Here is a 25,719-nt window from a genome sequence, read left to right as displayed (position 1 = left end):
TTATTTTGCCAGCGTTGCCATATGGGTGCCGTCCTCATTTACATAGGATACGGTATAACCAAGGGCGTCAAAACCTCTGACTGCCAGATAGGATACGCCGTCATACAGCTGGCTGTCCAGCTGTACCGCTGTACCATCTACCACTGCGGAGGCCGTTCTTGTATTGGCGTCCCAAACCACTTCTACGCCCAGTGCATCACATACGTCACGCAGAGGCAGATATGCTCTGCCGTCCTGGATCACATAATCCACCAGCGTCGTATCGGAACCCATCAGAGCGCCTACCTCGGTCTGTCTTGTTTTCTGCAGGACAGCTGTGGAAGAAGCGTCCGCAGGGTACCATGTCATTGTCACACCGGTCACGGGATCATATTTATCTACCAGTGCGGTGGTTTTTGCTGTTACTTCGTCCAGAGATACGCTCTGAGAAGGGAATACCACGCCATTGGGTTTTGCCGCCATGGTGCTTGTGCTGTTCATGGTAAAGACTGCCTTATTGCCGTCCTTGAAGCTGTAAGATTCATGGGAAACATATCTGTCACCCTGTTTTACCATATCCGCGCTGTAACTGAAGCCGTCCAGCAGGATGCTGTAACATTCATCGGCCATAACAGATTCTACCGCCGCTTTTGCGCTCAGCAGCGCTGCTGTCATTTCCGAAGGGTCCTCTTTTACATCTGCCAGTGCGTCTGTTACCATTGCGGTATCACTTTCTGCCGCATTGGCATACGCAAAGGAAGCCTGCAGGTAAGCATTCAGGGCATCCAGCATTTCTCCGGGATGGTCTGCCACATACTGCAGCAGGTCTGCCAGCAGCTGCGCACATTCCTTGCCGGTAGCCGCAATACGGTAGCCGTCCGGGATCTCTGTTACCATACCAGTGGTAAAGCCGGAGAAACCATTCCGATACAAATCCAGAGCCGCTTTCGCCAGATCGTCAAAGCTGCCTTCCGGCATCAGCGCATCCAGTTCTTCCCGGGTCAGACCCAGATCATTCATATCCAGAACACAAATATATTTCTCCGCGTTCAGCTGTGCCTTCCATTCATCGGCAAAGGCCTCGTCATACAGGAAGCTGCCGTCGTCCTCTGTAAATTCACACAGCAGACGATATGCGCTCCACAGCGCCTCTGTAGAAACATAAACGCCGTCCTTTAAGCCGTAATACATTCTGCCAAAGGAATAAATCTGATTGTCATAGGTCAGATCCAGATCGAACATATAGCTCATCTCTTCCAGATCCATCTGCACGGTATAATCCAATGTTGCTGTCTTTTTGCCTGTCAGCGCGGACATATCCGCCAGAAGACGGTCTGTCATTTCCTGCGTAGAGCCAGCCGCCAAAGATACTTCCGCCACAACAGACTTCAACGCATCCAGATCCACATAGATCTCAGCGCTGCCTGTGGTTTCACTCTGTTTCATGGTGCTTACCGCGTCGGCGCTCATAGCCAGATAGCCCAGTTCTTCCTTGGAACATCCGGTAAAAGCGGCCAGACACAGAATCGCACACAAAAACGCCGCAATTTTTCTTCTCATACATACTCCTCCTTTTTTCGCAAATTACACATAAAACCCTGAAAGATAAAGTTCTATGGCATAGATTATACCATGTTCCATGGTCTGTTTCCACATTTTCCCCTTTCAAAATCCTTAAGATTTTATTTATTTTTTTCTTTTCATCAGAAAGAACCTCGTAAAAACCTACAAACAGCGCCATTCTCCGCCTCAAAGGCAAAATCGCCGGAACCCCTGCGTTAGACAAGGATTTCGGCGATCTTAGTTTTATTGGTATGATATCCTGAAAAATATTTTCGTTTTAATCATTTCTTCTGCCAAATATAGAGATCAGACGCAGCAGCTGCAGTACCGCCACAGCGGCAGCGGCCACATAAGTCATGGCAGCGGCGGAAAGAACTTTTCTGGCACCAGGCATTTCATCGCTGTCCAGAAAATACTGATCCTCCAGCATATCCAGCGCTCTGGCGGAGGCATTGAATTCCACCGGCAGCGTAATCAGCGTAAACAGCACTGCCAGCGCATAAAAAGCAATCCCTAAAGTAATCCACAGACTGGCGGAATGTCCTCCGAACAGCAGACCAATCAGGATCAGAGGAAAGGCCAGTGTAGATCCCAGATTAGACAACGGCACCATCATGCTCCGTAGCGCCAGGAACACATAGCCCCTGTCATGCTGGATGGCGTGGCCGGTCTCATGGGCGGCAATCCCCAAAGCGGCAATACTCCTGCCGCCGTATACGCCGGCGGAAAGCCGCAGGGTCTTTGTTCTAGGATCATAATGATCCGTCAGATTCCCGGCGATCCGCTCAATCCGCACATCAAAAATACCAGCGTTCTGCAGCATCTGGGCCGCGACCTCCTCCCCGGAAATCCCTCTGCGGTTGGGCACCCGGGAATATTTATTATAGGCGGAAGAAACCTTCATCTGCGCCGCTCCCGCCAGCAAAAACGCAATAATCAATATGGGAAACCAAACATCTATATACATAGAATTCCTCCTTTTTCAGTGATTCTGTTACTGTAAAAGGACGCCCGTCTTTACCTCATGCCCCCGCAGATAAGCGTCCGCGCTCATCCGTTTGCCGCCTCTGGCCTGCAGTTCCAGCACCATCAGGGCGCCGTCGCCGCATTTGACGGCAAAGCCTTTTTTGGTCACCGCCAGGATCTCACTGCAGGCTGCCTCCGGCACATCCTCCTGCCATTTTTCGGCGCGGAAGATCTTCAGCACTTCCCCTTCATATTCCGTATAGGCCGCCGGCGCCGGATTCAGTCCCCGAATCAGATTGATGATCTCCTGTCCGCCTTTGGACCAGTCGATATGTCCTGTTTCCTTTGTAATCATGGGCGCGTAAGTAGCTTTGTCATGGTCCTGTTCCTCTCTGGTCAGAGTACCTGCCTCCATAGCGTCCAGAGTTTCCAGCAGCAGTTCCGCTCCCGCTTTGGCCATTTTATCGTGCAGATCCTGGAAGGTATCCTCCGGCAGGATCTCCACTTCTTTTTTCAGCAGCATATCGCCGCTGTCCAGTCCTTTTGCCATATACATGGTGGTGATACCGGTCACTGTTTCCCCGTCAATGATAGACCACTGCATAGGCGCCGCCCCACGGTACTTGGGCAGGAGAGAGCCATGGACATTGATACAGCCATATTGGGGCATGTTCAAAATCGGCTCTGTCAAAATCTGGCCAAAAGCCGTGACAGCGATCAGATCTGGCGCATAGCCGCGCAGTTCTTCCACAAAAGCCTCTTCCCGCACCTTTTCCGGCTGCACCACCGGGATACCATGTTCCAGCGCGCAGGCCTTCACGGGTGTAGGCACCAGCTTTTTTCCTCTGCCCTTGGGCTTGTCGGGCTGTGTCACCACCAGCACCACTTCGTGCTTTGTCAGCAGGGCTTCCAGAGAAGGAACGGCAAAATCCGGCGTTCCCATAAATACGATACGCATAGATGTTCCTCCTTATTCTTCTTCCGGCAGAGCCTTGTCGATGTAAAGCACACCATCCAGATGATCCAGCTCATGGCACAGAGCCACCGCCATCAGTTCTTCGCCCTCCACAATGATCTTTTCCCCGTTCCGGTTCAAAGCCTCTACTTTCACATATTCGGGACGGTCCACTCTGGCGCTGGCGCCGGGAATACTCAGGCAGCCCTCGTAGTCGATCTGGGAACCCTTTGCCTCTAAAATGACAGGGTTAATCAGTTCTACCAGACCGTCGCCGATGTCAATGGTCACCATCCGTTTCAATACGCCTACCTGCGGCGCCGCCAGACCAACGCCGTTGGCCGCATACATGGTCTCCGCCATATCGTCCAGCAGTGTCAATGTATTCTGATTGATCTCTTTTACCGGCTTGCAGATCTTGCGCAGTACCTCATCTGTGCTCAGCCGAATCTGTCTTGTTGCCATATAGATTACCTCCTAAAAACGCTTTTTACACAAAAACCGTATGTTTTCTGTCCTCAGCAAGTAATGGTAATTGTACCATATTTTTTCACCCTATACAATATTCCGGGGATCGAAAGCCATATGAAAATGGATCTGCCGTCCCGCTTCCTTTTTGGCTCGCTCCACGCAGTAAGCGCCATAGGCCGCCAGCCGTTTTCCGTCCTTTCCCTTAGCCAATATCCGCCAGCGGTATTCTCCACGGAATTTGGGCAATGCCGCCGGAGAGGGGCCCAAAACGGTGGTCTCCGCCTTTTTGCTGTAATGCTGCATCAAGGCCCCCAGATAATTGGCCGCATGGATAACCTCTTCCTCCTTCTCTCCCGTCACCAGAACGGAAAACAGATGGGAAAAGGGCGGATACTCCATGGCCTGACGCATTTTGATCTCTTCCTCATAAAATCCTTTGTAATCCTGTTCCGCCGCCATGGTTACGGCGTAGTTTTCCGGCTCATAGGTCTGTATGATGACCCGTCCCGGCAGACTATCCCGTCCGGCTCTGCCCGCCGCCTGGGTCAGCAGCTGGAAGCAGTTCTCCGCCGCCGTATACTCCCCGGAACGCAAAGAGGCGTCCGCCGCCAGAATCCCCACCAGCGTCACATTGGGAAAATCATGTCCCTTGGCGATCATCTGGGTCCCCACCAGAATATCCGCCTGTCCCTTTCCGAAAAGTTCCAGAATCTTCGCATGGCTGTTTTTTGTCATAGTCGTATCCAGATCCATCCGCAGCACTCTGGCCTCCGGAAACATCCGGCAGACCTCCTCCTCGATCTTCTGGGTCCCCGTGCCGAAATACCGGATATAGGAGGAACCGCAGGAAGGGCATACCTTAGGCAGGGGCACCTGTCTGCCGCAGTAATGGCACATCAGTGCCTGTTCTCTGGCGTGATACGTATAGGTAATATTACATTCCGGGCAGACCATGGCCTCCCCGCATTTCCGGCAGGAAACAAAGGTGGCATAGCCTCGCCTGTTCAAAAACAGCATGGTCTGCTCTTTTTTCCGCAGGTTTTCACCAATGGCCTCCGCCAGTTCCCGGCTGAAGGGAGAACGGTTGCCCTCCTCCAGTTCCCGGCGCATATCTGCCACTGTAACGGCAGGCAAAAGACTGCCCTTGGTCCGTTCCTTCAGTTCCAAAAGAAGATACTCCCCTGTTGCCGCCCGGTGATAAGACACAATATCCGGCGTAGCGCTGCCCATAACCAGCAGGGCCCCCGTCAGCTCCGCCAGCTTTTCGGCCACATCTACCGTGTGGTACTTGGGGGTGATATCGGAATCATAGCTGGTTTCGTGACATTCATCCATGACGATGATGCCCACATCGGAAAAAGGCGTAAACAGCGCCGACCGGGGACCGATCATAACGGAAATCTCCCCATCTCTGGCCTTTCGCCACTGATCCAGCCGCTCCCCTGTGGAAAGGCGGCTGTGAGTCACGGAAACAGCATTCCCCAGCCGGGAAATGAACCGTTCCATAATAAGGGGCGTCAAAGAAATTTCCGGTACCAGTACAATGGCCTGCTTTCCTTGGGCAATGACCTCCGCGATCATCTGCATATAAACCTCCGTTTTTCCGCTGCCGGTAATACCGTGAAGCAGTACGGGCCGTTTCTTCTCTCTGGCCAATTCCGCCCGCATCGCCCCGAGGGCCGCCGCCTGTTCTCCCATAGGCACAAAGGCCGTGGTTTTTTCATAATCCTCCAAAGAAAACACATCTCTTTTTTCCTGTTGGCGTTCCTCCCGCAGAAGGCCCTTTTCCGCCAGCGTCCGGATAGGGCTGTCTGTTGCCATAGCCCGCTCCTTCAGCTCCGCCAGAGAAAGGGGGGATGTTTCTTCCAGCGCTTCCATGACCCGCAGACGGGCGGCAAGGCGGCGATCCTTTTGTGCCTGTGCTTTCGCTTCCCGCCACAGTTCCTGATCCTCGCAGGGCCAATAATATTTCTTCTCATTTTTATATTCTCCCCGCCGAATTTTCTGCCGCAGAACCACATGGCCTTTTTCCCGCAGTCCTTTCAGAATCGGCTGAAGTCTGCCTTCCCAGCCTTCTTCCGCCTCCTGCAGGGGCATTACGCCGCCCTTTTGCCGCAGAAAATCCAGAAAACGGGCTTCTTTTGCCGTAGGCTCCTCACTGCCCCGGGCCAATTCCACAAACCACTGACTTTTGGTCCGTATCCCCGGCGGCATAATAGCCTGGAGACATTGGTTCAGGGTACAGAAATACGTTTCCTTCATCCAGAAGGCCAGTTCCAGCAGCGCCGGCGTAAAGACCGGCCTGCCCTCGTCCAGAATCTCCGTAAGCGCTTTCAGCTTTTCCGCAGGCACCTGACTTTCCTCCGCCAGGGAGATCACGTAGCCTTCCGTGCCGGCGTTACGCCTGCCGAAGGGGACCATGACCCGCTGGCCCACTGCGATTTTTTCCTGCCACCGCTCCGGTACGATATAATCAAACATCCGGTCTGTCTCCGGATTTCTGGAATCCACAATGATATGTGCAAACAGCATCCGATCCCCTCCTTTCCGTATATGGGGAAAGGGTGCCAAATGACACCCTTTTTCCTTCGATCAGATTTCTTCTGTTGTTTCTTCTTCCGCGGTTTCTTCTTCTGCGGATACCGCGTCCATCAGCTCTTCTGTTTCTTCCGCCTCTTCCTCTGCGGCAGGACGGCCCTGATGGACTTTGATCTTGCCCTGATAGAGTTCATTGATGGCGATAGAAACGGGTTTATCTACCTTTGTATCGCTGACCATAGGTTCCGCGTGGTCTACCAACTGTCTGGCTCTCTTTGCCGCCGCGATCACGATGGTATATCTGCTGCCCAGTGTAATATCATCGGAATCCTTCGTGATAACATCCAGAAGGTCTGTATAAGATGGTCTTAACATAATTATATCTCTCCTTTAAATACCTTTTTGATTTCCTTGTTTCTGCTGCATTTCATAGATTCCGCACGGACGATGGTCAAAATGTCCTCCGTGGCCTGCTCTATGGTATCGTTGACGACTACATAATCGTACTGCGGTACAAATTCCATTTCTTCCAGCGCTCTGTGGATACGGCGGTTGATGGTCTCCTTGTCCTCCGTCCCCCGCTTGGTCAGACGTCTGCCCAATTCCTCCAGATTGGGCGGCACCAGAAAGATCAGAACACCGTCAGGATACAGCTTTTTCACCTGCAAAGCGCCCTGCACTTCGATTTCCAGGATCACATTCTGGCCCTTCTGCATCTGATCGGTCACATAGGTCCGTGGGGTTCCGTAGCAGTTGCCGCAGAACTCCGCCCATTCCAGAAGCTCCTGATTTTCGATCATACGCTCAAATTCTTCCCTGGTGCGGAAAAAATAATGTACGCCGTCCTCCTCGTATTCTCTGGGGGATCTTGTGGTAGCCGAAATGGAAAGGGAAAAATCATCCTTTGCCTTCAGCTGTTCCACAATAGTACCCTTGCCAGAACCGGACGGACCGGAAATAATCAATAATAATCCCTGTTTCTTCATTACACATTCCCCTTCTGCTCCGCCGACAATCTGCCGCCTACCGTTTCCGGCATATTCGGTGAAAGCACCACATGACCGTTATCCATAACGATCACGCATCTTGTCTTTCTGCCGTAGGTGGCGTCGATCAGATTTCCTTTTTCTTTCGCTTCCTGCATGATCCGCTTCACCGGCGCGGAATCAGGGCTGATAATAGCAATGACCCGGTTAGCGGATACAACGTTTCCATAACCAATATTTAAAAACTGGATGCGTTCCATAACATCACTCCAAATTCTGGATCTGCTCCCGGATTTTTTCGATCTCGCTCTTTAACTCGATGGTTGCCTTCACCAGACGGATATCGTTAGCCTTGGAGGCAATGGTATTGGATTCCCGGTTCATCTCCTGGATCAGGAAATCCAGTTTCCGGCCTACCTGTCCGCCTTTTTCCAGAATCTCCCGCAGCTGTACCAGATGGCTTTCCAGACGGGTGATTTCCTCATCCACACAGCCTCTGTCCGCGAAGATAGCCACTTCCGTCGCTACCCGCTGGGGGTCCACATCTACGCCATCCAGCAATTCCTTCAGGCGTCCCATCAGCTTCTCCTGATATTCCACCACTACCTGCGGCGCGTATTCTTTTACTTCCGCCACCAGACGCTCAATCCGCGCGGCCTTGCCTAAAATATCGTTTTTCAGGTTTTCGCCTTCCGCCGACCGCATGGAAACAAAGTTTCCCACAGCCTCTTCCAGCGCGGGCAGCAGCGCCGCCCAGATGACTTCCTCTTCCTTCTGGGTTTTTTCCACGGTGATGACATCGGGGAATTTTGCCGCCAGAGTCACCTTATCGGAACAGGATTCCCCAAAGAGTACTTCCAGCGCCCGCAGCTTTTCGGCATAGGCCGCCGCCAGCGCCTCATTGAGCTTGACCTCCACATCCTCCGCGGAAAAAGTCTCAAAGCTGATGTAAATATCGGTTTTGCCGCGGAATACATCCTGCATTACCCGTTTTTTGATCTTATCCTCCAGACTTGCCAGAGATCTGGGCAGTTTTACGGTCATATCGTTGTAGCGGTGATTGACTGATTTCATCTCCACAACAAACTTTCTGTCCTCCGCAATATGCTCGCCCCGGCCATAGCCCGTCATGCTTCTAACATTTCCACTCATAATTTTCCGTCCTTTTCTAAAAATCGTCGATGGGCTGTTTTATATTATCTTCGCCTCATTTCCTCATGAAGCGGGATTTTATCCAGCTTCCGCCTTCTGTCGTGATTTCTATTATACGCAGACACACTCTCTTTGACAAGGAAAATTGCCGATTGTATCCATTATTTTTAATGAAATTTTAATCTTTCTTCTTTTAACGTATCCAAAACCATGCTATACTATTTTTCTGAAGAAAAATAACGACAAAAAGGAGGAAGAGCCATGGCACTGGACGGCATTACCACCGCGGCCATTGCGGCGGAATTAAGAGAAAAACTGGTGGGCGGCAGAATCGACAAAATCCATCAGCCCCTGGCCGATGAGATCCGATTTTCCGTACGGGGCATGGGCGCCAACTACAAGGTACTGGCCTCGGCCAATTCCGGCCATCCCCGGATCCATATTACGGAGCAGGCCCGGGAAAACCCCATGACCGCCCCTCTTTTCTGCATGGTACTGCGCAAGCATATTGCCGGTGGCAGGATACTGGATATCTGCCAGCCGGATTTCGAGCGCATCCTGATCCTGAAAATAGAATCCGCCAACGAAATGGGCGATTTGACGGTGAAAAACCTGATTCTGGAAATCATGGGCAAACACAGCAACCTGATCCTGACCGATGAAAATAACAAAATACTGGACTCTATCAAGCGGGTCTCCCACGAAAAAAGCTCCGTCCGGGAGGTCCTGCCGGGCAAGACCTATGTCTTCCCGCCTTCTCAGGACAAGAAAAATCCGCTGGAACTGGAGGAACCTTCTTTCCGCTCCCTGCTCCATACACAGGAGGGACGGCAGCTGCAGGAATTCCTCTATAAAACCTATACCGGCATCAGTCCCGTTATGGCGGCGGAAATCTGCCACCGGGCCGGTTTGGATGCCTCCGACGCCTGTGTGCAGTTAAAGGGAGAACAGGAAACGGCCCTCTTTTCCGCATTCCGGCAGGTCATGGAAGAGGTTCGGCAAAACCATTTCTCTCCCGCCGTTTATTATCAGAAGGAAGGCGGACGGGCATTGGACTTCGGCGTATTGGAAATGACCCAGTTCGCGGGCCTGCCCAAAAAGGAATACCCCACCATCTCCGCACTGCTGGAGGTGTTTTACACCGAGCGGGACAATGCCGCTCATATCCGCCAGAAATCCCATGACACCCGCCGTCTGGTCATGACCAATATCGAGCGGTGCGTCAAGAAAAAAGACATCCAGCAGAAAACCCTGCGGGATGTGGCGGGAAAAGATAAATGGAAACTGAAAGGGGAACTGATTACGGCCAATATTTACGCCATCCCTCCCAAAGCAGCCTCCTTCCGTGCCATCAATTTCTATGACCCGGAAATGAAGGAAATCGAGATCCGTCTGGACCCGGAAAAAACACCGGCGGAAAACGCCCAGTCTTATTTCAATAAATATAATAAGGCAAAACGTACGCTGACGGCCATGGAGATCCAGCAGAAACAGAATGACGAGGAACTGGCCTATCTGGAAAGCGTCCTCAACGCCCTGGATGCCGTAAAGGACGACGCCGATCTGGCGGAAATCCGTACCGAGCTGGCAGAAAGCGGCTTCATCCGCAGACAGCCTTTGAAAAAAGGCCAGCAGAAACCCAAGAAGGCGAAGCCCATGCGCTACATTTCCTCAGATGGATTTGAAATTCTGGTGGGAAAAAGCAATCTGCAAAACGACGAACTGACCCTGCGGACGGCGGAACCTACGGATATCTGGATGCACACCAAAGAGATCCCCGGCTCCCATGTCATCATCCGCACCAACGGCACAGGGGAAGTACCCGTTCCCACGCTGGAGGAAGCGGCCTCTCTGGCGGCCTATTACAGCAAGGCCAAAAACAGCTCTATGGTACCCGTGGACTATACCCTGCGCAAAAACGTGAAAAAACCCAACGGCGCAAAGCCCGGCATGGTCATTTATCTTACCAATAAAACCATTTATATCACACCAAAAGAAGAACTTATCGAACAGCTGAAAACAGAATAAACAGAAAAAAGCATGGCGCTCCTTGAATTTCAAAGAGTGTCATGCTTTTTCTTTGGAGGGGCTCAGCCTTGCTCCCCTTTTTCGTATTCCGCCATCAACGCCAGAAACAGCTCGTCCAGCGCCGCCTTTGTTTCCCAGAAGCCCTCCGGATATTGGGAATGTCCCATGGCATGGATCTCCTGCCCATCCTTGGCGTAGGCATGGAATACCCAGGAATCCCCGGCGCACATACAGGTGTCAATATCATAAAAGCCGTCCCATTTTTCCACCTGATGCGCCGCCAGCAGTGCCGCCAGACGCTCCGCCCAGCTCTGTTCCGGTTCACAGCGCAGACTGTGCTCCTCCCCATCATAGAGGTCAATGCCGATATTCAGTCCCTTTTCGTCATCCAGACGGTACCAGGCCATCTGCCCATCGTTCCGCCCGTACCGAAAGGAAAAGGATTTCCATTCTTTCATGCGCTTCCTCTCTTTCCGCGTAAAATACAACAGAGAGAATCTCCATGAAATTCTCTCTGTATTTTCTGATTTCTTATTTCGCGTAATCTACCGCTCTTGTTTCCCGGATCAGGTTTACCTTGATCTGGCCCGGATATTCCAGCTCCTCCTCGATCTTCTTGGCGATCTCCCGCGCAAGAAGCGTCATGCCTTCGTCGCTGACATCCTCCGGAATTATGACGATCCGCAATTCGCGACCAGCCTGAATTGCGAAAGATTTTTCAACGCCCTTGAAATTATCGGCGATCTCTTCCAGCTTCTGCAGCCGCTTGATGTAAGATTCCAAAGTCTCCCGTCTTGCCCCGGGTCTTGCGGCGGAAATAGCATCCGCAGCCTGTACCAGTACGGCAATAATGCTCTGGGGTTCCACATCTCCGTGGTGGGCCTCCACCGCATTGATGACCAGATGGGATTCCTTGTAGCGCTTCAGCAGCCCTACGCCGATGCTGACATGAGAACCTTCCATTTCATGATCGACGCTCTTGCCGATATCATGAAGCAGACCAGCTCTCTTGGCCATATTCACGTCTACACCCAATTCTGCCGCCATCAGGCCAGCCAGATGGGCCACTTCGATGGAATGTTTCAGTACGTTCTGACCATAGCTTGTTCTGTATTTCAGTTTCCCCAGCAGTCTTACCAGCTCGGGATGAAGCCCATTGACGCCGGTGTCGAAGGTAGCCGCTTCGCCCTCGTCTCTGATGATGGTCTCCACTTCTTTTTTGGCCTTTTCCACCATTTCCTCAATACGGGAAGGATGGACACGGCCGTCCACAATGAGTTTTTCCAGCGCGATTCTGGCAATTTCTCTGCGGACAGGATCAAAACCGGACAGGATCACTGCCTCCGGTGTATCGTCAATAATCAGGTCGATGCCGGTCAATGTTTCCAGCGCGCGGATATTTCTGCCCTCACGGCCAATGATACGGCCCTTCATTTCATCATTGGGCAGCTGTACCACAGAAACGGTCGTTTCCGCCACATGATCCACAGCGCATCTCTGGATGGCGTTGGCAACGATCTCTCTGGAACGTTTGTCCGCCTCCATTTTGGCCTTACTTTCGATTTCCTTGATCATCAGCGTTGCTTCGTGTTTGACGTCGGTTTCCACCATAGCCAGGATATAGTTCTTCGCTTCTTCCGTTGTCAGACCGGAAATGCGTTCCAGTTCCTGCAGCTGCTTTTCCCGCAGCTCCTTGGCTTCTTCCTTCTGTTTTTCCAGTTCGTCCAGCTTTTTGGACATCTGTTCTTCCTTGCGCTCCAGCGCTTCGGTCTTTCTGTCCAGCGCTTCTTCCTTCTGGAACATACGTCTTTCATTTCTTTGCAGTTCGTTTCTTCTGTCACGAACTTCTTTTTCCAGTTCATTTTTTGTTCTGATGCTGTCTTCCTTCGCTTCCAGGAGAATTTCTTTTTTTCTTGCCTCCGCATCTTTTACTGCTTCTTCCACGATCTTATTGGCACGCTCTTCCGCCACGCCAACCTTTGCTTCCGCAATCCGTTTTCTGTAAAAAACACCTGCAATCACCCCAAGAAGAAGGCCTACCACAGCACAGATAATACTTATCGGTTCTATGAAAAACACCTCCTCTATATTTTGTTTTCAAAGTACGTTTTTGTTTCACTTCGCCATAAGCAGTGCATAATACACCTTTTTTATTTTATAGCTTTTTTACATACCTGTCAAGAAACAATTCTTGCATCCTGCCGTGTATTCTATACAAATAAAACGAAAAACCCCCGCCAAAGACGGGGGTTTGTTGCCATTATTGCATGAAAAATCAAGATTCTTTGCCGATTCTTTTTTCCTGCCGCTCCAGGTCGTACCAACCATACGCCGCCCCTTCCTGCTCACAAAGAGTGACAGACGCCAGATACTCCTCTTCCATCTGCCGCAGAAAGCAGCCGTCCTTTCCCGCGTAAGCCGCCAGCAGCCGCCGGTCGCCATGGACCAAAAGCCCGGGACACATTCCGCCGGCAAGTATCGTCCTCGTTTCCCGCCGCATTTTCGCCACAATCCATTCCGGCGAAAACACTCTGCCGCTGCCTTCGCAGCTGCGGCACTTTGTACTGATCTGACGCAGCAGAGAGGGTCTTGTTTTCTTTCTGGTCACCTGCATCAGGCCCAGCTGGGTCAAGCCTACCACCACCGTTTTGATCCGGTCTTTGGCTACAGCCATCTCCAGAGTCTTTGTCACCAGCCGGCGATCCTCCTCATGGACCATGTCCACAAAATCAATGATGATGATGCCGGACAAGTTCCTCAGACGCATCTGTCTGGCCGCTTCCTCCGCTGCCTCCAGATTGGTTTTGCGGATGGTCTTTTCCAGATCGCCCTTGCCGTTGATCTTGCCTGTATTCACATCCATAACCACGCAGGCCTCTGTTTCCTCAATGACCAGGAAACCGCCGCTTTTCAGCCATACCCTCTGCTGTAGTGCCTTTTCCAGCTTGCTTTCCACATAAAAGGCGGAAAACAGCGGGATCTTATCCTGATAGAGTTCCAGCTTCGGTTGGCCTTCCCCATTGAAATCCCCTGTTTCCAACAGTTTTTCATAAGTCTCTTTGTCATTGACCACAAAGGAATCCACATCGGCGGCATAAAAGTCTCTGGCCGCCTTCAGCGCCGGCAGATTTTCCCGCCATAAAAGCGCCGGCGGTTTCCGATATTCCGCCTGCTTCAGACAATTCCATTTTTCCAGCAGCTGACCCAGTTCCGCCTGAAAGGCGGGCTCGACCCGTCCCGCTCCGTTGGTCCGCACAATCACGCCATGCTCTTTGGGCAGGATCTGTTCCAAAATCCCCCGGATCCTCTGCCGTTCCTCCTCTTTGGCAATCTTGCGGGAAATGCCGATCTCCCCCGCCTCTCCCGGCAGCAGCACCAGAAACTTCCCGGCAAAGGAAATCTCCCTTGTCAAAACAGCGCCCTTTTCTCCGACAGCGTCCTTTTCCACCTGCACCAGCACTGTTTCCCCCGCCTTGGGCCGGTTTGTTTTTTCCTCGTCAGAGGCGGCTCTCTTTTTTCCATAATACAAATAGGCGTTTTTTTCCACCCCAATATCCACAAAAGCCGCCTGCAAAGTGGGGATTACATTTTCCACTCTTCCGGCATAAATATTCCCCACCAGACTTGCCTCCGCCTTGCTTTCATAATATACTTCCGCGGGCTCTCCCTGCTCCATCAGCACGATACGGGAAAGTTCCCCGGAAATATCCATCAGTACCCGTTTCACCGGTTTTCCTCCCTTGCTTCTTCGTTCCTATACCATCATACAGGAAAATCCGGTCTTTTGCACGAAAAATCACGGCATTTTTTCTCCTCTTGCCGCATATTCCGCCTCCACCTCCGCCGTCACAGGCAAATCCACAAACACCATCGGGTCCAAAATCACACCGTCCTTTTTCACCCGGTAATGAAGATGAGGGCCTGTGGACCAGCCGCTGCTGCCGGACAGCGCCACGGTCTGCCCCTGCTTTACGCTCTCCCCCGGGGAAACAAGCGCCTTCTGCAAATGAGCATAAGTAATCTCAAAGCCGTCTGTGGTCAGATAGGTCACCGCCAGCCCCAGCGTCTCCGATTCCCTTACGCCGGTCACCTCTCCACTTTTCACCGCCGCCACTGGCGTCCCTTCGGCCACGGCAATATCCAGCCCGTCATGGAACTCCGTCTCTCCCACCATAGGACTGGTCCGTTCCCCGCAGGAAGAGGTCACAGTCCCCTCCAACGGCAATATCCATTCCTCCATTTTTGGCATCCAGCTTACGGCCAGCACAGGACTAGGGCGTTCCTTCTTCCTCCGGCACAAAGATTTTCTCCTCTTTGGGCGACAAGACGGGCAACGTCAGCTGGCGTTCCTCCAAAAATACCGCCAGCGCCTCCTTCTTTTCCCAAATCTCCTCCGCCGGAATCTGATAGGAGATGGTCTCCTTCACCTGTTGGATAAACTGCTCTGATGTCTCCGTATGAAAAAAGGACAGCAGTGTCACTGCCCCGCCGACCACCATCACGATATACAGCCGGAACAAAAACAAATCCCGTCCCTTTTCCATCCGGCTGGCCTCCGTTCTCCGTTTTGCTCCCTTCCGCCGGTATGGCGGGTACGTTCTTTTCCTGCGCTGCGTCATTGCTCATCCCTCCTGTTACCCAATATATGGCCAACAAAGTTGGGATATGCCTTCACAAAAAAATCCGGCATCTTTCTTACACAAGATGTCGGACTTTTCTTTATTTCTCTTCCGCAGGATGCTGTTCCTCCACAAGAACTTCCTCCTGCTTCATCGTTTTTTTCTTTTCTTCTTTTTTGCCATTTTTCGGCTCTGCCGGTTTTTCATACAACCGGAATTTCGTAATAAAGGCGGACCCTTCTCCCGGGCTGCTTTCCACCTGTATCTGGGCGTCATGACTATGGGCAATCCACAAAGCGATGGCCAGCCCCAGTCCTGTGCCGGAAATCTCTTTGTTTCTGGATTTATCGGCCCGGTAGAACCGGTCAAAGATCTTGTCCTGTTCTTCCTTGGCGATGCCAACGCCGTTGTCTTTTACAGAAACATAGCCGTATTTCTTATCCTTCCAGACACGAATCTGTATTTTGCCGTCCTCCGCCGTGTATTTCAGGGCATTTTCCGCATAAATCCAAAGCATCTGCTTCAGAAGATCCACATCGCCATAAACCTCTGCCAGACCTTCCTCTTCGTAGGTGATCTCCCGTCTGCTGTCCAGAAGTTCCATTTCTCTGGCCGTTTCCTTCGCCACATCATTCAGGAACATGGGTTCTTTCTTGGTATTCATCCGGTTCTGGTCGCTTTTTGCCAGAAACAGCAGATTCTGGATCAGTTCCTTCATATGCTCCGTCTCGCTCAGGATGGAATCAATGGATTCCTGCAAAACCTCCGGATTGCTCTTGCCCCAGCGGTTAATCAGGTTGGCGTAGCCCTGAATGACAGAAATGGGCGTACGCAGTTCATGGGAGGCATCAGAAACAAACTGATTCTGCTTTTGGAAGGCCACTTCCAGACGGTCAATCATGGAGTTAAAGGTCTGGGAAAGCTCCCGCATCTCGTCATCTGGGCCTTCCAGATCGATCCTCTGGCTCAAATCCTCAATACTGATACGCTCCGCCGTAGTACGAATCTGCTCCACAGGCTTCAGCACCCGGCGGCTGACATACCGTCCCGCCAAAAAAGCACAGAAAATCCCCAGAAGATCGGCCAGCACCATTTTAAACAGGAAATTCCGGATAAAATATCCATTCCCATTCAGCTGTTTGAATACCTGAATTCGGTAAACCTCTTCCCCGGCTTTGTAGGTCGCATTGATGAGCATAAACTGCTGCCCATTGATGCCATCCAGAACAAATTCCTGAAAATCCTTTCCTGTTTCCCGGATAGAACGGATGCGAAAATCCTTTGATCCTTCCTTTTCCTCCTGCACCTTTCTTTCGCCGGAAATCTCAGTACCCTCTCCGCTGTCATTTTTGCCTAATAAAGCATCAATTACGTTGGGAGGCTGTGTCGCCTGTTCCAGAATACCGACAGGATTCTGGATAAAAGAAGGGATCTCTCCTACATGGCTGTTGTAGCCTTTGTTCTCGTCAATGCAAAATACGCTGACTTCCACATATTTGTTGTCCAGCAGCTGCTCCAGAACCTCATTGGTCAGTGTCCCGCCTTGATCCAGATATTCCTCGATATTCCGGATAGTGCTTTCCAGCTGCTCTCTTACGTTATTTTGTTCCAGAATCGTGATATTGACAAAAAAGAACAGGCTTATCATCATTAAAGACAGCGAAAAAATGCCGCCGTACAATATGGTAATCCGCTTTGTGATGGCCAGGTTCTGAAACCGGCCGCGCAGCGTCTTTTTATTCGTCTTTGACATAATAACCGACTCCCCGAATGGTATGGATGTATTTCCGCTGGAAGGCTTCGTCTATTTTGGAGCGCAGATAGCGGATATACACATCCACTACGTTGGTCTCCCCAATATAGCTGTAGCCCCATACTTCGTTGAGGATCTGCTCTCTGGACAAAACGATGTTCTTGTTCTGCACCAGATAAACCAGAAGCTCATATTCCTTTTTCGTCAGGTCCACCACGGTGCCGTCAACGGTAACCATCCGTTTTTCCGTATCAATCACCAGACCGTTGGCCTCCAGAACCACTTTTTTGCTGTCCTCGGCTCTGGCATGTTTGAAGGCCACACGCATTCTGGCCAGCAGCTCTTCAATGGCAAAGGGCTTCGTCAGATAATCGTCGGCGCCGCTGTCCAGCCCCGCCACCTTATCCATGGTCTCATCCTTAGCCGTCAGCATAATGATCGGCACCTGAGAAAACTTTCGTACCCTCCGGCAGATTTCGATACCGGAAAGTCCCGGCAGCATCAGATCCAGCAGAATCATATCATAGGAATCCTCCATGGCCTTCTGCAGGCCTTCTCTGCCCTCATGACATACCGTCACCTCATATCCCTCATAACGCAGCTCCAGTTCCACGAACCGGGCCAGTTTTACCTCATCTTCAATCAAAAGAACCTTTTTCCGTTCCATAAACGCCCTCCTTTTCCTGCTTTCAAAGGCTTTGTTCCATTATAACAGTCTCTTAGCCTTTTTCCCAGAAAAATTATAGGAGGGCCGTCTTAAATCCTTATTGTCCCATGATTAAAGTTTCATTAAAATACATTCTTTCCTCCTTTCCGGCCAGATTCTGTCCCGGAAAAGGTTGCCCTCCGGCTGGAATTTGACTATAATAGAGAACGAAAAAATAAGGGGGCACCGTCCCCCAAAAACGGAGGTTACCACATGAAGAAAATGCTATCCCTGCTTCTGTGCCTGACGCTGATACTTTCTCTGCTCAGCGGCTGCGGCCAGAAAGCGGAAACAAATGTTACATTGGAAGAAGCCGGGCTTTCCTTCACCATTCCCGAAGAATGGGCGGAAGGGGATAATGTAAATCTGTTCCCTACTTCCTATGTGAGCGCTGACGCGCCCATCTATGCCAAGGTGCTCTATCAGTATATCCCCGACGAAAATATGGATGAAATGAATGACCTGGAATCCGATATCCCCGTAGAGGAACTGATGGTGCCCCTGTTTGAGTTCATTGTTGTAAAAGAAGAAAATCTGGAATCGGAAGAAGTTGCGGCGGAAAAAGAGCTGTTCCATTCCTGTGAAGAACTCCCCTCTCAGGAGGAATACCATTTCTTCCTGCTGTGGGAGCCCACCGATGGTGTCGCACAGCTGTCTCCTGACGCCGGTCTGGTTTATACAGAGATGGAAGAAGGCATCCCCGCCTTCAAGGAAACCGTCCAGACCTTTGTGCCTACTGCCGCAGAAAGCTCTCTTCCTTCTCAGGAGGAAGTCGCAGCCATGGACGAAGGCTATTTCAACTTTATCTCCACAGATCTGGAGGGGAATGCCGTAACCAGTACCATGTTCTATGATTACGATATTACCATGGTAAATTTCTGGGCATCCTACGCCTACCCCGACATCAATGAGCTGGATCAGCTGCAGGAACTCTATAACAGACTTCAGGAAGAGCACCCCAACGTCAACATGATCCAGGTTATCATCGACACCCCCGATGACGCGGCGGAAGAAGTCATCGCAAAAGCGTACGAAGAAAGCGGCGTGACTTTTAAAGGCATCTCCCCGGACCAGAACATGGCTTCCTGGATTCTGGAAAATCTGGAGGGTCTGCCCACTACTATTTTTGTAGACGATACCGGCTTTATCATCGGTGACACCATCCAGAAGGTACAGACCTCTGACTACTATATGACAGCAATCGAAGATCTACTGACACAGATTGGCAAATAAAACGCACACTCACAAAAGCGCCGGCCCCCCAATACGGGGACCGGCGCTTTTTTTGCATCTTCATTTTTTATTCTTCTTCCGGTTCTTCCTCCGGCAGCATTTTGTAGATCCGCAGCTTTTCGATCCGGTTCTTTTCCATACTCTCCACTACGATCCGCAGACCGTCTGTTTCCACCACTTCGCCGCCCTGGGGGAAGTTCCCCAGAATCACCAGAATATATCCGGCAATGGTATCCACATCCTCCGATTCCAGATGACAGCCTACCATTTCGTTCAGGTCTTCCAGACGGGTACTGCCGTCTACAACGAATTCGTCTTCCTTGACTACTTCAATTTCTTCTTCTTCATCATCAAACTCGTCGGAGATCTCGCCGACAATTTCCTCTACTACGTCCTCCATGGTCACCAGACCGGCGGTGCCGCCATATTCATCCAGCACCACGGCAATGCCCAGGCGATTGGAACGCATTTCCGCGAACAGCTCCGCCACAGGTTTGCTCTCATAGGTAAAATAAGGGTCACGCATATATTTTGCCGGAGAAAAGTCCTCCTTCTCCACCAGAAATACATCCTTCACATAAAGCAGACCCACGATATTATCCAGATCTTCCTCATAAACCGGCACACGGGAGAAACCCTCCTGACGGAATACCTCCACATACTCATCATAAGTAGCTTCCGCGCTGACGGCTACAATATCCATTCTGGGGGTCATAACATCCTTGGCCTTAAAGTCCCCGAAGTTAAACACATTGTCGATCATGGTGCGTTCTTCCTTTTCCAGAACGCCTTCCTCATGGCTCACGTTCAGAATGGTCTTTAATTCCGCCTCTGTAATCAGCGGGGCCTTTTCCCGAGGGTCACACCCCAGAATCTTGGCAAAAGTGCCTGTCACCACATTCAGAATCGCCACCACAGGGGTAAAAATCATATTAAAAAAGACAATGATATTTACTACCAGCAAAGCCACCTTTTCCGCCTTCTGGGCGGCGATGGTCTTGGGGGTAATCTCCCCGAAAATCAAAATAATAATGGTAATGACTGCCGTTGCCACACCGGCGCCGCTGCCGGCGTCTCCATGGAAAATCTGGATAGCCAATGCCGTAGTCAGTGCGGACGCGCCGTTGTTCACCAGGTTATTGCCCACCAGTATGGTACTGAGCAGCTTGTTGGGGTTATCCAAAAGCTTTTGTATTTTCTCTGCGTTCTTAATTTTCGTTTCTACCATGTTCCGCAGACGAATCTTGCTCAATGAGGTCAGCGCCGTTTCCGACGCGGAAAAAAAGCCGGAACAGCAAATCAGAAAAATCAACAGACCAATCAATATGGGACTGCCACCATCCACAAAAATCACACTCCTAAAATCAAAAAAACATTTTTTCCACAGGATCATTCAGGCATCTGCTCTGCCCTGTCAAACATCCTTCTGACTATTATAACAGAAATCAGGTATCCTTGACAATACTACCGGCTTTCTTCCTTATTTCTGCGGATTTCCTCTTCCAGCTCGCTCAGCTCCAGCCAGCGCTCCATTTTTTCTTCCAGCTGGGCGTCGATACGTTCTTTTTCCTCTGTCATTTCCTGAAGCTTTACATAATCCGTAGTACATTGTGCCATTTCCTGTTCCAGTGCCGCCGAAGCCTCTTCTAAAGCGGCGATCTCACCGCCAATGGCGTCATACTCCCGCTGGTCCTTATAGGACATCTTTGTCAGACGGCGTTCCTCCTTCTTCTCCGGCTGAGGCTCCCTGCGCACAGGCGCCGGTTCCGCAGACTCACCGCCGCTTTCCCGCAGCCACGCCTCTCTGTAATCCGTATACCCGCCTTCGTACTGGCGAATTTTCCCGTTGCCCAGAAAGGCGAAAATCCGGCCCGCCACTTTGTCCAGAAAATACCGGTCATGGGAAACCGCCACCACGGCCCCCTGGAAATGCTCTAGATATTCCTCCAGAATCATCAAGGTCTCTATATCCAGATCATTGGTAGGCTCGTCCAGAAAAAGAATATTGGGGGCGCCCATGAGCACCTTCGCCAGATAGAGCCGCCGTTTCTCCCCGCCGGAAAGCATGGAAATAGGCCCCCGCTGCATGGATACAGGGAACAGGAACCGCTCCAGCATCTGGGAAGCGGAAATCCGGCCGTCGGCAGTAGGCACATACTCCGCCACATCCCGTATGTAGTCCAGCACCCGCTGGGACTCGTCCATTTCCTCATTTTCCTGGGCGAACACACCAATCTTTACGGTTTCCCCCACGGTCACACTGCCGCTGTCCGGCTCCAGTTTCCCTGTCATAATCTTGAGCAGGGTTGTCTTGCCGCAGCCGTTCTCCCCGGTGATGCCCACCCGGTCTCCCCGCAGGATGATATAGCTGAAATCATGAATATATTCCGTTCCGCCAAAGCTCTTGCAGATATGCTCCAGCTCAATGGTCTTTTTCCCCAGACGGCTGCCGGGAGAGGACAGTTCCACACTCTGCTTTTCCTCCGGCCCCCGCTGAGAAGAAATTTCCTCAAAGCGCTGGAGTCTGGCTTTCTGCTTGGTGCTTCTGGCCTGCGCTCCTCTGCGGACCCATTCCAGCTCCGTCCGCAGGAAGTTCTGCCGTTTGCGCTCCTCCGCCAAAAGCTGTTCCTCCCGCTGGGCCTTCATTTCCAAAAACTTGGTATAATTGGCCTGATAAGGATAGATTTTCCCTTTTTCCAGTTCCAGCATCCGATTGGCCACCCGATCCAGAAAATACCGGTCATGGGTCACCATCAAAAGGGCCTTGGTATATTTCGCCAGATGCTTTTCCAGCCATTCTACGGTTTCATTGTCGATATGGTTGGTAGGCTCGTCCAGAATCAGCAGATCCACCGGTGTAATCAGCGCCGCCGCCAATGCCACCCGCTTGCGCTGGCCGCCGGATAAAGTCTCTACCTTTCTGGAAAACTCCGTGATCCCCAGTCTGGTCAGTATGTTTTTGGCCTCGCTTTCCAAAGACCAGGCCTCTGCCTTGTCCATTTTTTCCGAAAGCGCCGCCGCCTTCTGCATCAGTTTTTCTTCCTGAGGATGTTCCTCCAGCGCCTTCATGGTCTCCTCATAGGAACGAACCAGTTCCATCACCGGATGGTCCCCGGAAAAGACCTGCTCCAAAACTGTGGTTCCCGGCTGGAATACCGGCGACTGGGGCAGGTATCCCATGCGCATGCCGTTCATGGTCACAATCTGGCCGCTGTCGGCCTGAGCCTCTCCCGCCACAATCTTCAAAAGGGTAGACTTGCCTGTGCCGTTGACACCGACAACGCCCACTTTATCCCCCTCATGGATGCTAAAGGAGATATCATCAAAGATCACTCTGGTGCCATAGCTTTTTCGTATATTTTCCGCCGTCAATAATACCATTGCCGTTCCTCTTTTCTTTCCGTTTTCATTTCCTTGTTCCAGCAAAACAGGAGTGTCTCCGCCCTTTCCTTAAGACCCGGAAACCCTCCTGTCCTTTTGGGGGAACTCCCCGTTACTTCATTTCTTCTTCCTGCGTCTGCTTGGCCGCCCGGCTCCGAAGCCAGAAAAACAGGCCCACAGAGAGCAAGATCAATACCGCCGACAGCGCCTGAGACACAGGCACCGCGCCAATCAGAAGCTGGTCCGTCCGCAGGCCCTCGATCCAGACACGCCCCAGACCGTAGCCAAACAGATACAGGGCGAAAATCTGACCGTCGAACTTTTTCCGCCGGATCAGTACCATCAAAATCACAAATACCCCCACATTCCAGAGGGACTCATACAAAAAGGTGGGATGCACCTGAATATAGTCTACCCCATTCACATTCACCAGATGGGACAGAAGCTCCTCCGTCAAATCAGAGGCCCGCACCTGACTCAACTGATAACGCATGGCAAACAGGCCATCCGTAAATCCTCCAAAGGCTTCTCTGTTGAAGAAATTCCCCCAGCGGCCAAGAATCTGCCCCAGCAAAAGACTGGGCGCAATGGTATCCGCCATGAGCCAGAATTTCTGCTTCTTCCAGCGGCAGTAGAAAATCCCCGTCAGTACGCCGCCGATAATGCCGCCGTAAATGGCCAGTCCGCCTTCCCGTATGGCAAATATCTTTTCCGGGTGCTGACTGTAAAAATCCCAGGAAAAGATCACATAATACAGCCTTGCGCCAATGACGGAAATAATCAGCGCGTAAAGCATGAAATCAATATAGGTATCCGAATTCTGTCCTGTCCGTTTAGCCTCATGCATAGCCAGCAGGACACCCAGAATCACGCCAGTGCCAATAAAAATACCATACCAGTAAATATTATGGCCCGCAATACTGAAGGCCGTCCGGTCCAGATGACCGATCTCGATGCCCAGATTGGGGAACCAGATTTCGGGCATAACCATCCCTTCTTTCTATCGAATGACTGATAGAACCATTTTATCCTCACTGATGGTATTTTGCAACATTTTTTCCGCCTGTTCCCGACGCAGTCCCTTCGCCATGCGCAGCGCCTGCCCCAGATCCACCTTCCAGGGCAGCCAGTCCACCTGGGCCAGCGCCGCCGATTCCGCCGTGGAAAAGAGGCGGATCATCCGCCCGATCTGCTTCTTTTTCAAGCGCTGGAACATATCCTCGGAAAGTCCGCCGTGGGCCAGATTTTTCCATGCCGCCATCAGACCTTCCGCCAGTTCCTCCGGCTGGAGACAGGCGCCGGAAAAAGCACAGAAGCCATAGCCTTCTCCCCATTCGCACAGACGGCCCGGCGGCATATCCATCTTTCCTCCGGCATCGGCCTTCCGCCAGAATTCACTGCCCGGCCCCGCCCAGGCGTCCAACAGCAGCTCCATCACCAGACGATCCTCCGGCAAAAAACTCCATGGCTTCCATTTCCATCCCACATGGACATAAGGAACGGTCTGGTCCATATGCCGTTCCCGATACCGCTCACAGATCACCTCCGGCTCCCGCGCAAAGACGAAACTGCCCCGGCATCCGCCGCCTTTCATTCCCTCCGCCATTTCCTGAATCTGTTTTGGGTGAATTCCTCCGGCACAAACCAGAGAAAGGCGGCTGGGCGTATAAGCCACCTCATAAGCCCGATACAGCATGGAGCTGTCGATTTGATCCACAGACTGGGCTTTTCCGGCAATAGGATATTTTACCGGATGGTGCTCATACATCATCTCCAGCATTTGATAGTATCCCGCCCACTGCGGCAGGTCGTCATACATGGCGATTTCGCTTTTTATGACGGCACGTTCCTTCTTTACGTCCTCCTCAGGGAAATAGGGCGTAGACACAAAATCCAGCAAAATCTCCAGATTTTCGTAGAACCGTTCCCGGCAGGAAAAATAATAAACGGTTTTCCGTCCATCCGTAAAAGCGTTGGCCTCCGCTCCATTCTGCTGGAGACGGGAAAAGGCGTCACCCCAAGGCTGCTGGAACAGCTTGTGCTCCAGAAAATGGGCCGTTCCCGGCAGAAAATGTTCCGCTTTTGTCTCCCCTTCCGGCAGGAAAGAAAGCATCTGCGCGCCAAAATCCACCGTCACAGCGGCAAATTTCTCCCGGCAGCCCTTCTTGGGGTAATAGTAGCAGTCCATACCCGCCGCCGTCCTGTCCCGCAGAATGGTTTCCCCCACCACTTTATCGGTATATCTCATGGCAATCCACCTCCTGATCGCTTAAGAGAAAGCAGTTTCGCAGATGTGTCCGGGACAGCACCCGTTTGATGTCCACCGTCTCCACCGCCGTCAGATCGCTTATGATCTGGAACAGACACCGTTCCCTGCCTGTCAGCACCTGCTCTATGGTCAGATCCAGCCATTTCCCGGCATCATATTGAGCGGAGGCGTATTTTCGCCGTAATCTCTCCACTGCACTTTCAATTTCCTCTTCTTTTAATCCATAATCCGCCACCGTATCCCATATTCTGCAAACTTCCTTTGTAATTTTAGGGATATCTTCTCCATTTGCCCCCACTTCTACAAACAGCAGTCCTGTCATGGGGTAAAGAAAGGAGCGTATCTCATAGCATAGTCCCATTTCTTCCCGAATTTTTTGAAACAGCAGAGAGCTGCCGCTGCCGCCGAAGACCTCGTTCCAGACCTGCAAAGCGCTGTAAAGCCCTCTGTTAGGCGTGATTTCCGAAACAAATGCCATGACCAGTCTGGCCTGTTTTGCCGTCGTCTTTTCCCGGCGGCACTGGGGCCGTGCCTCCACGGAAGAATTTCCTTCCCGCCAGTCACCCTTGCCCCGCAGATCGAGACCTTTTTTCCATTCCTTTAACAGCCGCCTGCCCTCCTTCTCTCCGCAGAACAGCAGATAAACCCGGCTATGCCAAAGCAGCTCCCGATAAAATTCCCGCAGGTCCTCCAGCCGCAGACCCGGCAGATCCTCCAGATACCCATCGGCACAGACCCCCACGCCTTCTCCCTTCATCGTTTCCTCCAGACAGCGGTTTCTGGCATAGGCGGCAGGATCGTCTTTCAGGGCTCGCAGACGGCGTTCCAGCCTCTGGCGGCACCGTTCCAAAACTTCTTCCGGGAAATCCTCCTGCAAAAACAGCGGTTCCCGAATCAATCCCCGAATAAAATCCAGCGCCTCCCGTCCGTCAATATGCTTCAGCACATCCAGCGTAACAGACAGCAGGGCTTCTCCGCCTTTTTTCACCACAGACACATCCCACACAGCATCATACAGTTCCTCCGCCCGTCGGTTCAAATGGAGGTTCGAGGGCAAGGCTTTCGTTCCCTCCTTCATAACCTCCGCCAGCAGCGCCAGCTTTGTGGCGTTTTCTCTGCT

At 51.7% G+C, this 25,719-nt stretch carries 23 protein-coding genes; 2 read left to right on the top strand and 21 right to left on the bottom strand.

Features of this window, described 5'->3' with window-relative positions; all coding sequences use genetic code 11:
- The 9 genes from H9X84_RS08805 to H9X84_RS08765 all read right to left on the bottom strand — a co-directional run bounded on the left by H9X84_RS08805 (position 1) and on the right by H9X84_RS08765 (position 8,610).
- Entirely contained in the window at positions 1 to 1,539 is a 1,539-nt protein-coding gene (locus tag H9X84_RS08805; RefSeq protein WP_205133987.1) for a stalk domain-containing protein, read from the bottom strand.
- A gap of 280 nt (positions 1,540 to 1,819) precedes the next feature.
- Positions 1,820 to 2,509: a zinc metallopeptidase gene (locus tag H9X84_RS08800; RefSeq protein ID WP_205133986.1), complete on the bottom strand. Its 690-nt coding sequence runs from the start codon at positions 2,507 to 2,509 to the stop codon at positions 1,820 to 1,822.
- A 27-nt stretch (positions 2,510 to 2,536) separates the two neighbouring features.
- Complete coding sequence (gene fmt / locus H9X84_RS08795; RefSeq protein ID WP_205133985.1) at positions 2,537 to 3,466, bottom strand: methionyl-tRNA formyltransferase; 930 nt, start codon at positions 3,464 to 3,466, stop codon at positions 2,537 to 2,539.
- A 12-nt stretch (positions 3,467 to 3,478) separates the two neighbouring features.
- Positions 3,479 to 3,928: a peptide deformylase gene (gene def / locus H9X84_RS08790; protein WP_205133984.1), complete on the bottom strand. Its 450-nt coding sequence runs from the start codon at positions 3,926 to 3,928 to the stop codon at positions 3,479 to 3,481.
- Positions 3,929 to 4,018: 90 nt separating this feature from the next.
- Complete coding sequence (priA, locus tag H9X84_RS08785) at positions 4,019 to 6,466, bottom strand: primosomal protein N' (RefSeq protein WP_205133983.1); 2,448 nt, start codon at positions 6,464 to 6,466, stop codon at positions 4,019 to 4,021.
- Positions 6,467 to 6,526: 60 nt separating this feature from the next.
- Positions 6,527 to 6,847 carry a DNA-directed RNA polymerase subunit omega gene (gene rpoZ, locus H9X84_RS08780; RefSeq protein ID WP_205133982.1) on the bottom strand — a complete coding sequence of 107 codons (321 nt, stop codon included), beginning with the start codon at positions 6,845 to 6,847 and terminating at the stop codon, positions 6,527 to 6,529.
- A gap of 2 nt (positions 6,848 to 6,849) precedes the next feature.
- Positions 6,850 to 7,458 (bottom strand): guanylate kinase, encoded by a 609-nt coding sequence (gmk, locus tag H9X84_RS08775; protein ID WP_205133981.1) that lies wholly within the window; start codon positions 7,456 to 7,458, stop codon positions 6,850 to 6,852.
- Complete coding sequence (locus H9X84_RS08770) at positions 7,458 to 7,718, bottom strand: DUF370 domain-containing protein (protein WP_205133980.1); 261 nt, start codon at positions 7,716 to 7,718, stop codon at positions 7,458 to 7,460. The genes gmk and H9X84_RS08770 overlap by 1 nt, the downstream gene beginning before the upstream one ends.
- 4 nt (positions 7,719 to 7,722) lie before the next feature.
- A complete protein-coding gene (locus H9X84_RS08765; RefSeq protein WP_205133979.1) occupies positions 7,723 to 8,610 on the bottom strand; it encodes a YicC/YloC family endoribonuclease in 888 nt (295 codons plus the stop codon).
- 261 nt (positions 8,611 to 8,871) lie between these two features.
- On the opposite strand from H9X84_RS08765, the gene H9X84_RS08760 reads away from it, so the two are divergent.
- Positions 8,872 to 10,638 (top strand): Rqc2 family fibronectin-binding protein, encoded by a 1,767-nt coding sequence (locus H9X84_RS08760; RefSeq protein WP_205133978.1) that lies wholly within the window; start codon positions 8,872 to 8,874, stop codon positions 10,636 to 10,638.
- Positions 10,639 to 10,700: 62 nt separating this feature from the next.
- Here H9X84_RS08760 and H9X84_RS08755 read toward each other — a convergent pair whose 3' ends face one another.
- The 7 genes from H9X84_RS08755 to H9X84_RS08725 all read right to left on the bottom strand — a co-directional run bounded on the left by H9X84_RS08755 (position 10,701) and on the right by H9X84_RS08725 (position 17,677).
- Entirely contained in the window at positions 10,701 to 11,096 is a 396-nt protein-coding gene (locus tag H9X84_RS08755; RefSeq protein ID WP_205133977.1) for a hypothetical protein, read from the bottom strand.
- A 73-nt stretch (positions 11,097 to 11,169) separates the two neighbouring features.
- A complete protein-coding gene (rny, locus tag H9X84_RS08750; RefSeq protein WP_330612320.1) occupies positions 11,170 to 12,717 on the bottom strand; it encodes a ribonuclease Y in 1,548 nt (515 codons plus the stop codon).
- A 196-nt stretch (positions 12,718 to 12,913) separates the two neighbouring features.
- Positions 12,914 to 14,365: an Rne/Rng family ribonuclease gene (locus H9X84_RS08745; protein WP_205133976.1), complete on the bottom strand. Its 1,452-nt coding sequence runs from the start codon at positions 14,363 to 14,365 to the stop codon at positions 12,914 to 12,916.
- Positions 14,366 to 14,434: 69 nt separating this feature from the next.
- The gene (locus tag H9X84_RS08740; RefSeq protein ID WP_205133975.1) at positions 14,435 to 14,938 is read right to left on the bottom strand and encodes a M23 family metallopeptidase; all 504 of its coding nucleotides are present in this window, start codon (positions 14,936 to 14,938) and stop codon (positions 14,435 to 14,437) included.
- Positions 14,910 to 15,182, bottom strand: coding sequence for a hypothetical protein (locus tag H9X84_RS08735; protein WP_205133974.1), 273 nt, complete (start codon positions 15,180 to 15,182; stop codon positions 14,910 to 14,912). The genes H9X84_RS08740 and H9X84_RS08735 overlap by 29 nt, the downstream gene beginning before the upstream one ends.
- Positions 15,183 to 15,357: 175 nt before the next feature.
- Positions 15,358 to 17,010: a sensor histidine kinase gene (locus tag H9X84_RS08730; protein ID WP_205133973.1), complete on the bottom strand. Its 1,653-nt coding sequence runs from the start codon at positions 17,008 to 17,010 to the stop codon at positions 15,358 to 15,360.
- Positions 16,994 to 17,677 carry a response regulator transcription factor gene (locus H9X84_RS08725; protein WP_205133972.1) on the bottom strand — a complete coding sequence of 228 codons (684 nt, stop codon included), beginning with the start codon at positions 17,675 to 17,677 and terminating at the stop codon, positions 16,994 to 16,996. The genes H9X84_RS08730 and H9X84_RS08725 overlap by 17 nt, the downstream gene beginning before the upstream one ends.
- Positions 17,678 to 17,929: 252 nt before the next feature.
- On the opposite strand from H9X84_RS08725, the gene H9X84_RS08720 reads away from it, so the two are divergent.
- Positions 17,930 to 18,949 carry a TlpA family protein disulfide reductase gene (locus H9X84_RS08720; RefSeq protein WP_205133971.1) on the top strand — a complete coding sequence of 340 codons (1,020 nt, stop codon included), beginning with the start codon at positions 17,930 to 17,932 and terminating at the stop codon, positions 18,947 to 18,949.
- A 67-nt stretch (positions 18,950 to 19,016) separates the two neighbouring features.
- Here H9X84_RS08720 and H9X84_RS08715 read toward each other — a convergent pair whose 3' ends face one another.
- The 5 genes from H9X84_RS08715 to H9X84_RS08695 form a co-directional block, all read right to left on the bottom strand.
- Positions 19,017 to 20,294, bottom strand: a complete 1,278-nt coding sequence (locus H9X84_RS08715) for a hemolysin family protein (RefSeq protein WP_330612319.1) — start codon at positions 20,292 to 20,294, stop codon at positions 19,017 to 19,019.
- A 119-nt stretch (positions 20,295 to 20,413) separates the two neighbouring features.
- Positions 20,414 to 22,330, bottom strand: coding sequence for an ABC-F family ATP-binding cassette domain-containing protein (locus H9X84_RS08710; protein ID WP_205133969.1), 1,917 nt, complete (start codon positions 22,328 to 22,330; stop codon positions 20,414 to 20,416).
- Between the two features lie 112 nt (positions 22,331 to 22,442).
- Positions 22,443 to 23,315, bottom strand: coding sequence for a prolipoprotein diacylglyceryl transferase (gene lgt / locus H9X84_RS08705; RefSeq protein WP_205133968.1), 873 nt, complete (start codon positions 23,313 to 23,315; stop codon positions 22,443 to 22,445).
- A 15-nt stretch (positions 23,316 to 23,330) separates the two neighbouring features.
- On the bottom strand, positions 23,331 to 24,578 hold the full coding sequence (gene yfmH / locus H9X84_RS08700) for an EF-P 5-aminopentanol modification-associated protein YfmH (protein ID WP_205133967.1): 1,248 nt from the start codon (positions 24,576 to 24,578) through the stop codon (positions 23,331 to 23,333).
- Positions 24,562 to 25,719 (bottom strand): M16 family metallopeptidase (locus H9X84_RS08695; RefSeq protein ID WP_205133966.1); only part of this gene is annotated, 1,158 nt, incomplete at its 5' end. The genes yfmH and H9X84_RS08695, both read right to left, overlap by 17 nt.

The organism is Anaerotignum lactatifermentans, assembly GCF_016902535.1.
GTDB classification, from domain to species: Bacteria; Bacillota; Clostridia; order Lachnospirales; family Anaerotignaceae; genus Anaerotignum; species Anaerotignum lactatifermentans_A.
This window is presented reverse-complemented; position numbering and strand designations above follow the sequence as displayed.

Coding starts and splice junctions, on each gene's coding strand:
- H9X84_RS08800 (WP_205133986.1), bottom strand. CDS start 2,509: ATGTATATAGATGTTTGGTTTCCCATATTGATTATTGCGTTTTTGCTG.
- H9X84_RS08720 (WP_205133971.1), top strand. CDS start 17,930: ATGAAGAAAATGCTATCCCTGCTTCTGTGCCTGACGCTGATACTTTCT.
- lgt (WP_205133968.1), bottom strand. CDS start 23,315: ATGCCCGAAATCTGGTTCCCCAATCTGGGCATCGAGATCGGTCATCTG.
- H9X84_RS08760 (WP_205133978.1), top strand. CDS start 8,872: ATGGCACTGGACGGCATTACCACCGCGGCCATTGCGGCGGAATTAAGA.
- H9X84_RS08755 (WP_205133977.1), bottom strand. CDS start 11,096: ATGAAAGAATGGAAATCCTTTTCCTTTCGGTACGGGCGGAACGATGGG.
- H9X84_RS08765 (WP_205133979.1), bottom strand. CDS start 8,610: ATGAGTGGAAATGTTAGAAGCATGACGGGCTATGGCCGGGGCGAGCAT.
- H9X84_RS08725 (WP_205133972.1), bottom strand. CDS start 17,677: ATGGAACGGAAAAAGGTTCTTTTGATTGAAGATGAGGTAAAACTGGCC.
- H9X84_RS08735 (WP_205133974.1), bottom strand. CDS start 15,182: ATGGAAAAGGGACGGGATTTGTTTTTGTTCCGGCTGTATATCGTGATG.
- yfmH (WP_205133967.1), bottom strand. CDS start 24,578: ATGAGATATACCGATAAAGTGGTGGGGGAAACCATTCTGCGGGACAGG.
- def (WP_205133984.1), bottom strand. CDS start 3,928: ATGGCAACAAGACAGATTCGGCTGAGCACAGATGAGGTACTGCGCAAG.
- H9X84_RS08730 (WP_205133973.1), bottom strand. CDS start 17,010: ATGTCAAAGACGAATAAAAAGACGCTGCGCGGCCGGTTTCAGAACCTG.
- priA (WP_205133983.1), bottom strand. CDS start 6,466: ATGCTGTTTGCACATATCATTGTGGATTCCAGAAATCCGGAGACAGAC.
- H9X84_RS08805 (WP_205133987.1), bottom strand. CDS start 1,539: ATGAGAAGAAAAATTGCGGCGTTTTTGTGTGCGATTCTGTGTCTGGCC.
- rpoZ (WP_205133982.1), bottom strand. CDS start 6,847: ATGTTAAGACCATCTTATACAGACCTTCTGGATGTTATCACGAAGGAT.
- H9X84_RS08710 (WP_205133969.1), bottom strand. CDS start 22,330: ATGGTATTATTGACGGCGGAAAATATACGAAAAAGCTATGGCACCAGA.
- gmk (WP_205133981.1), bottom strand. CDS start 7,458: ATGAAGAAACAGGGATTATTATTGATTATTTCCGGTCCGTCCGGTTCT.
- H9X84_RS08770 (WP_205133980.1), bottom strand. CDS start 7,718: ATGGAACGCATCCAGTTTTTAAATATTGGTTATGGAAACGTTGTATCC.
- fmt (WP_205133985.1), bottom strand. CDS start 3,466: ATGCGTATCGTATTTATGGGAACGCCGGATTTTGCCGTTCCTTCTCTG.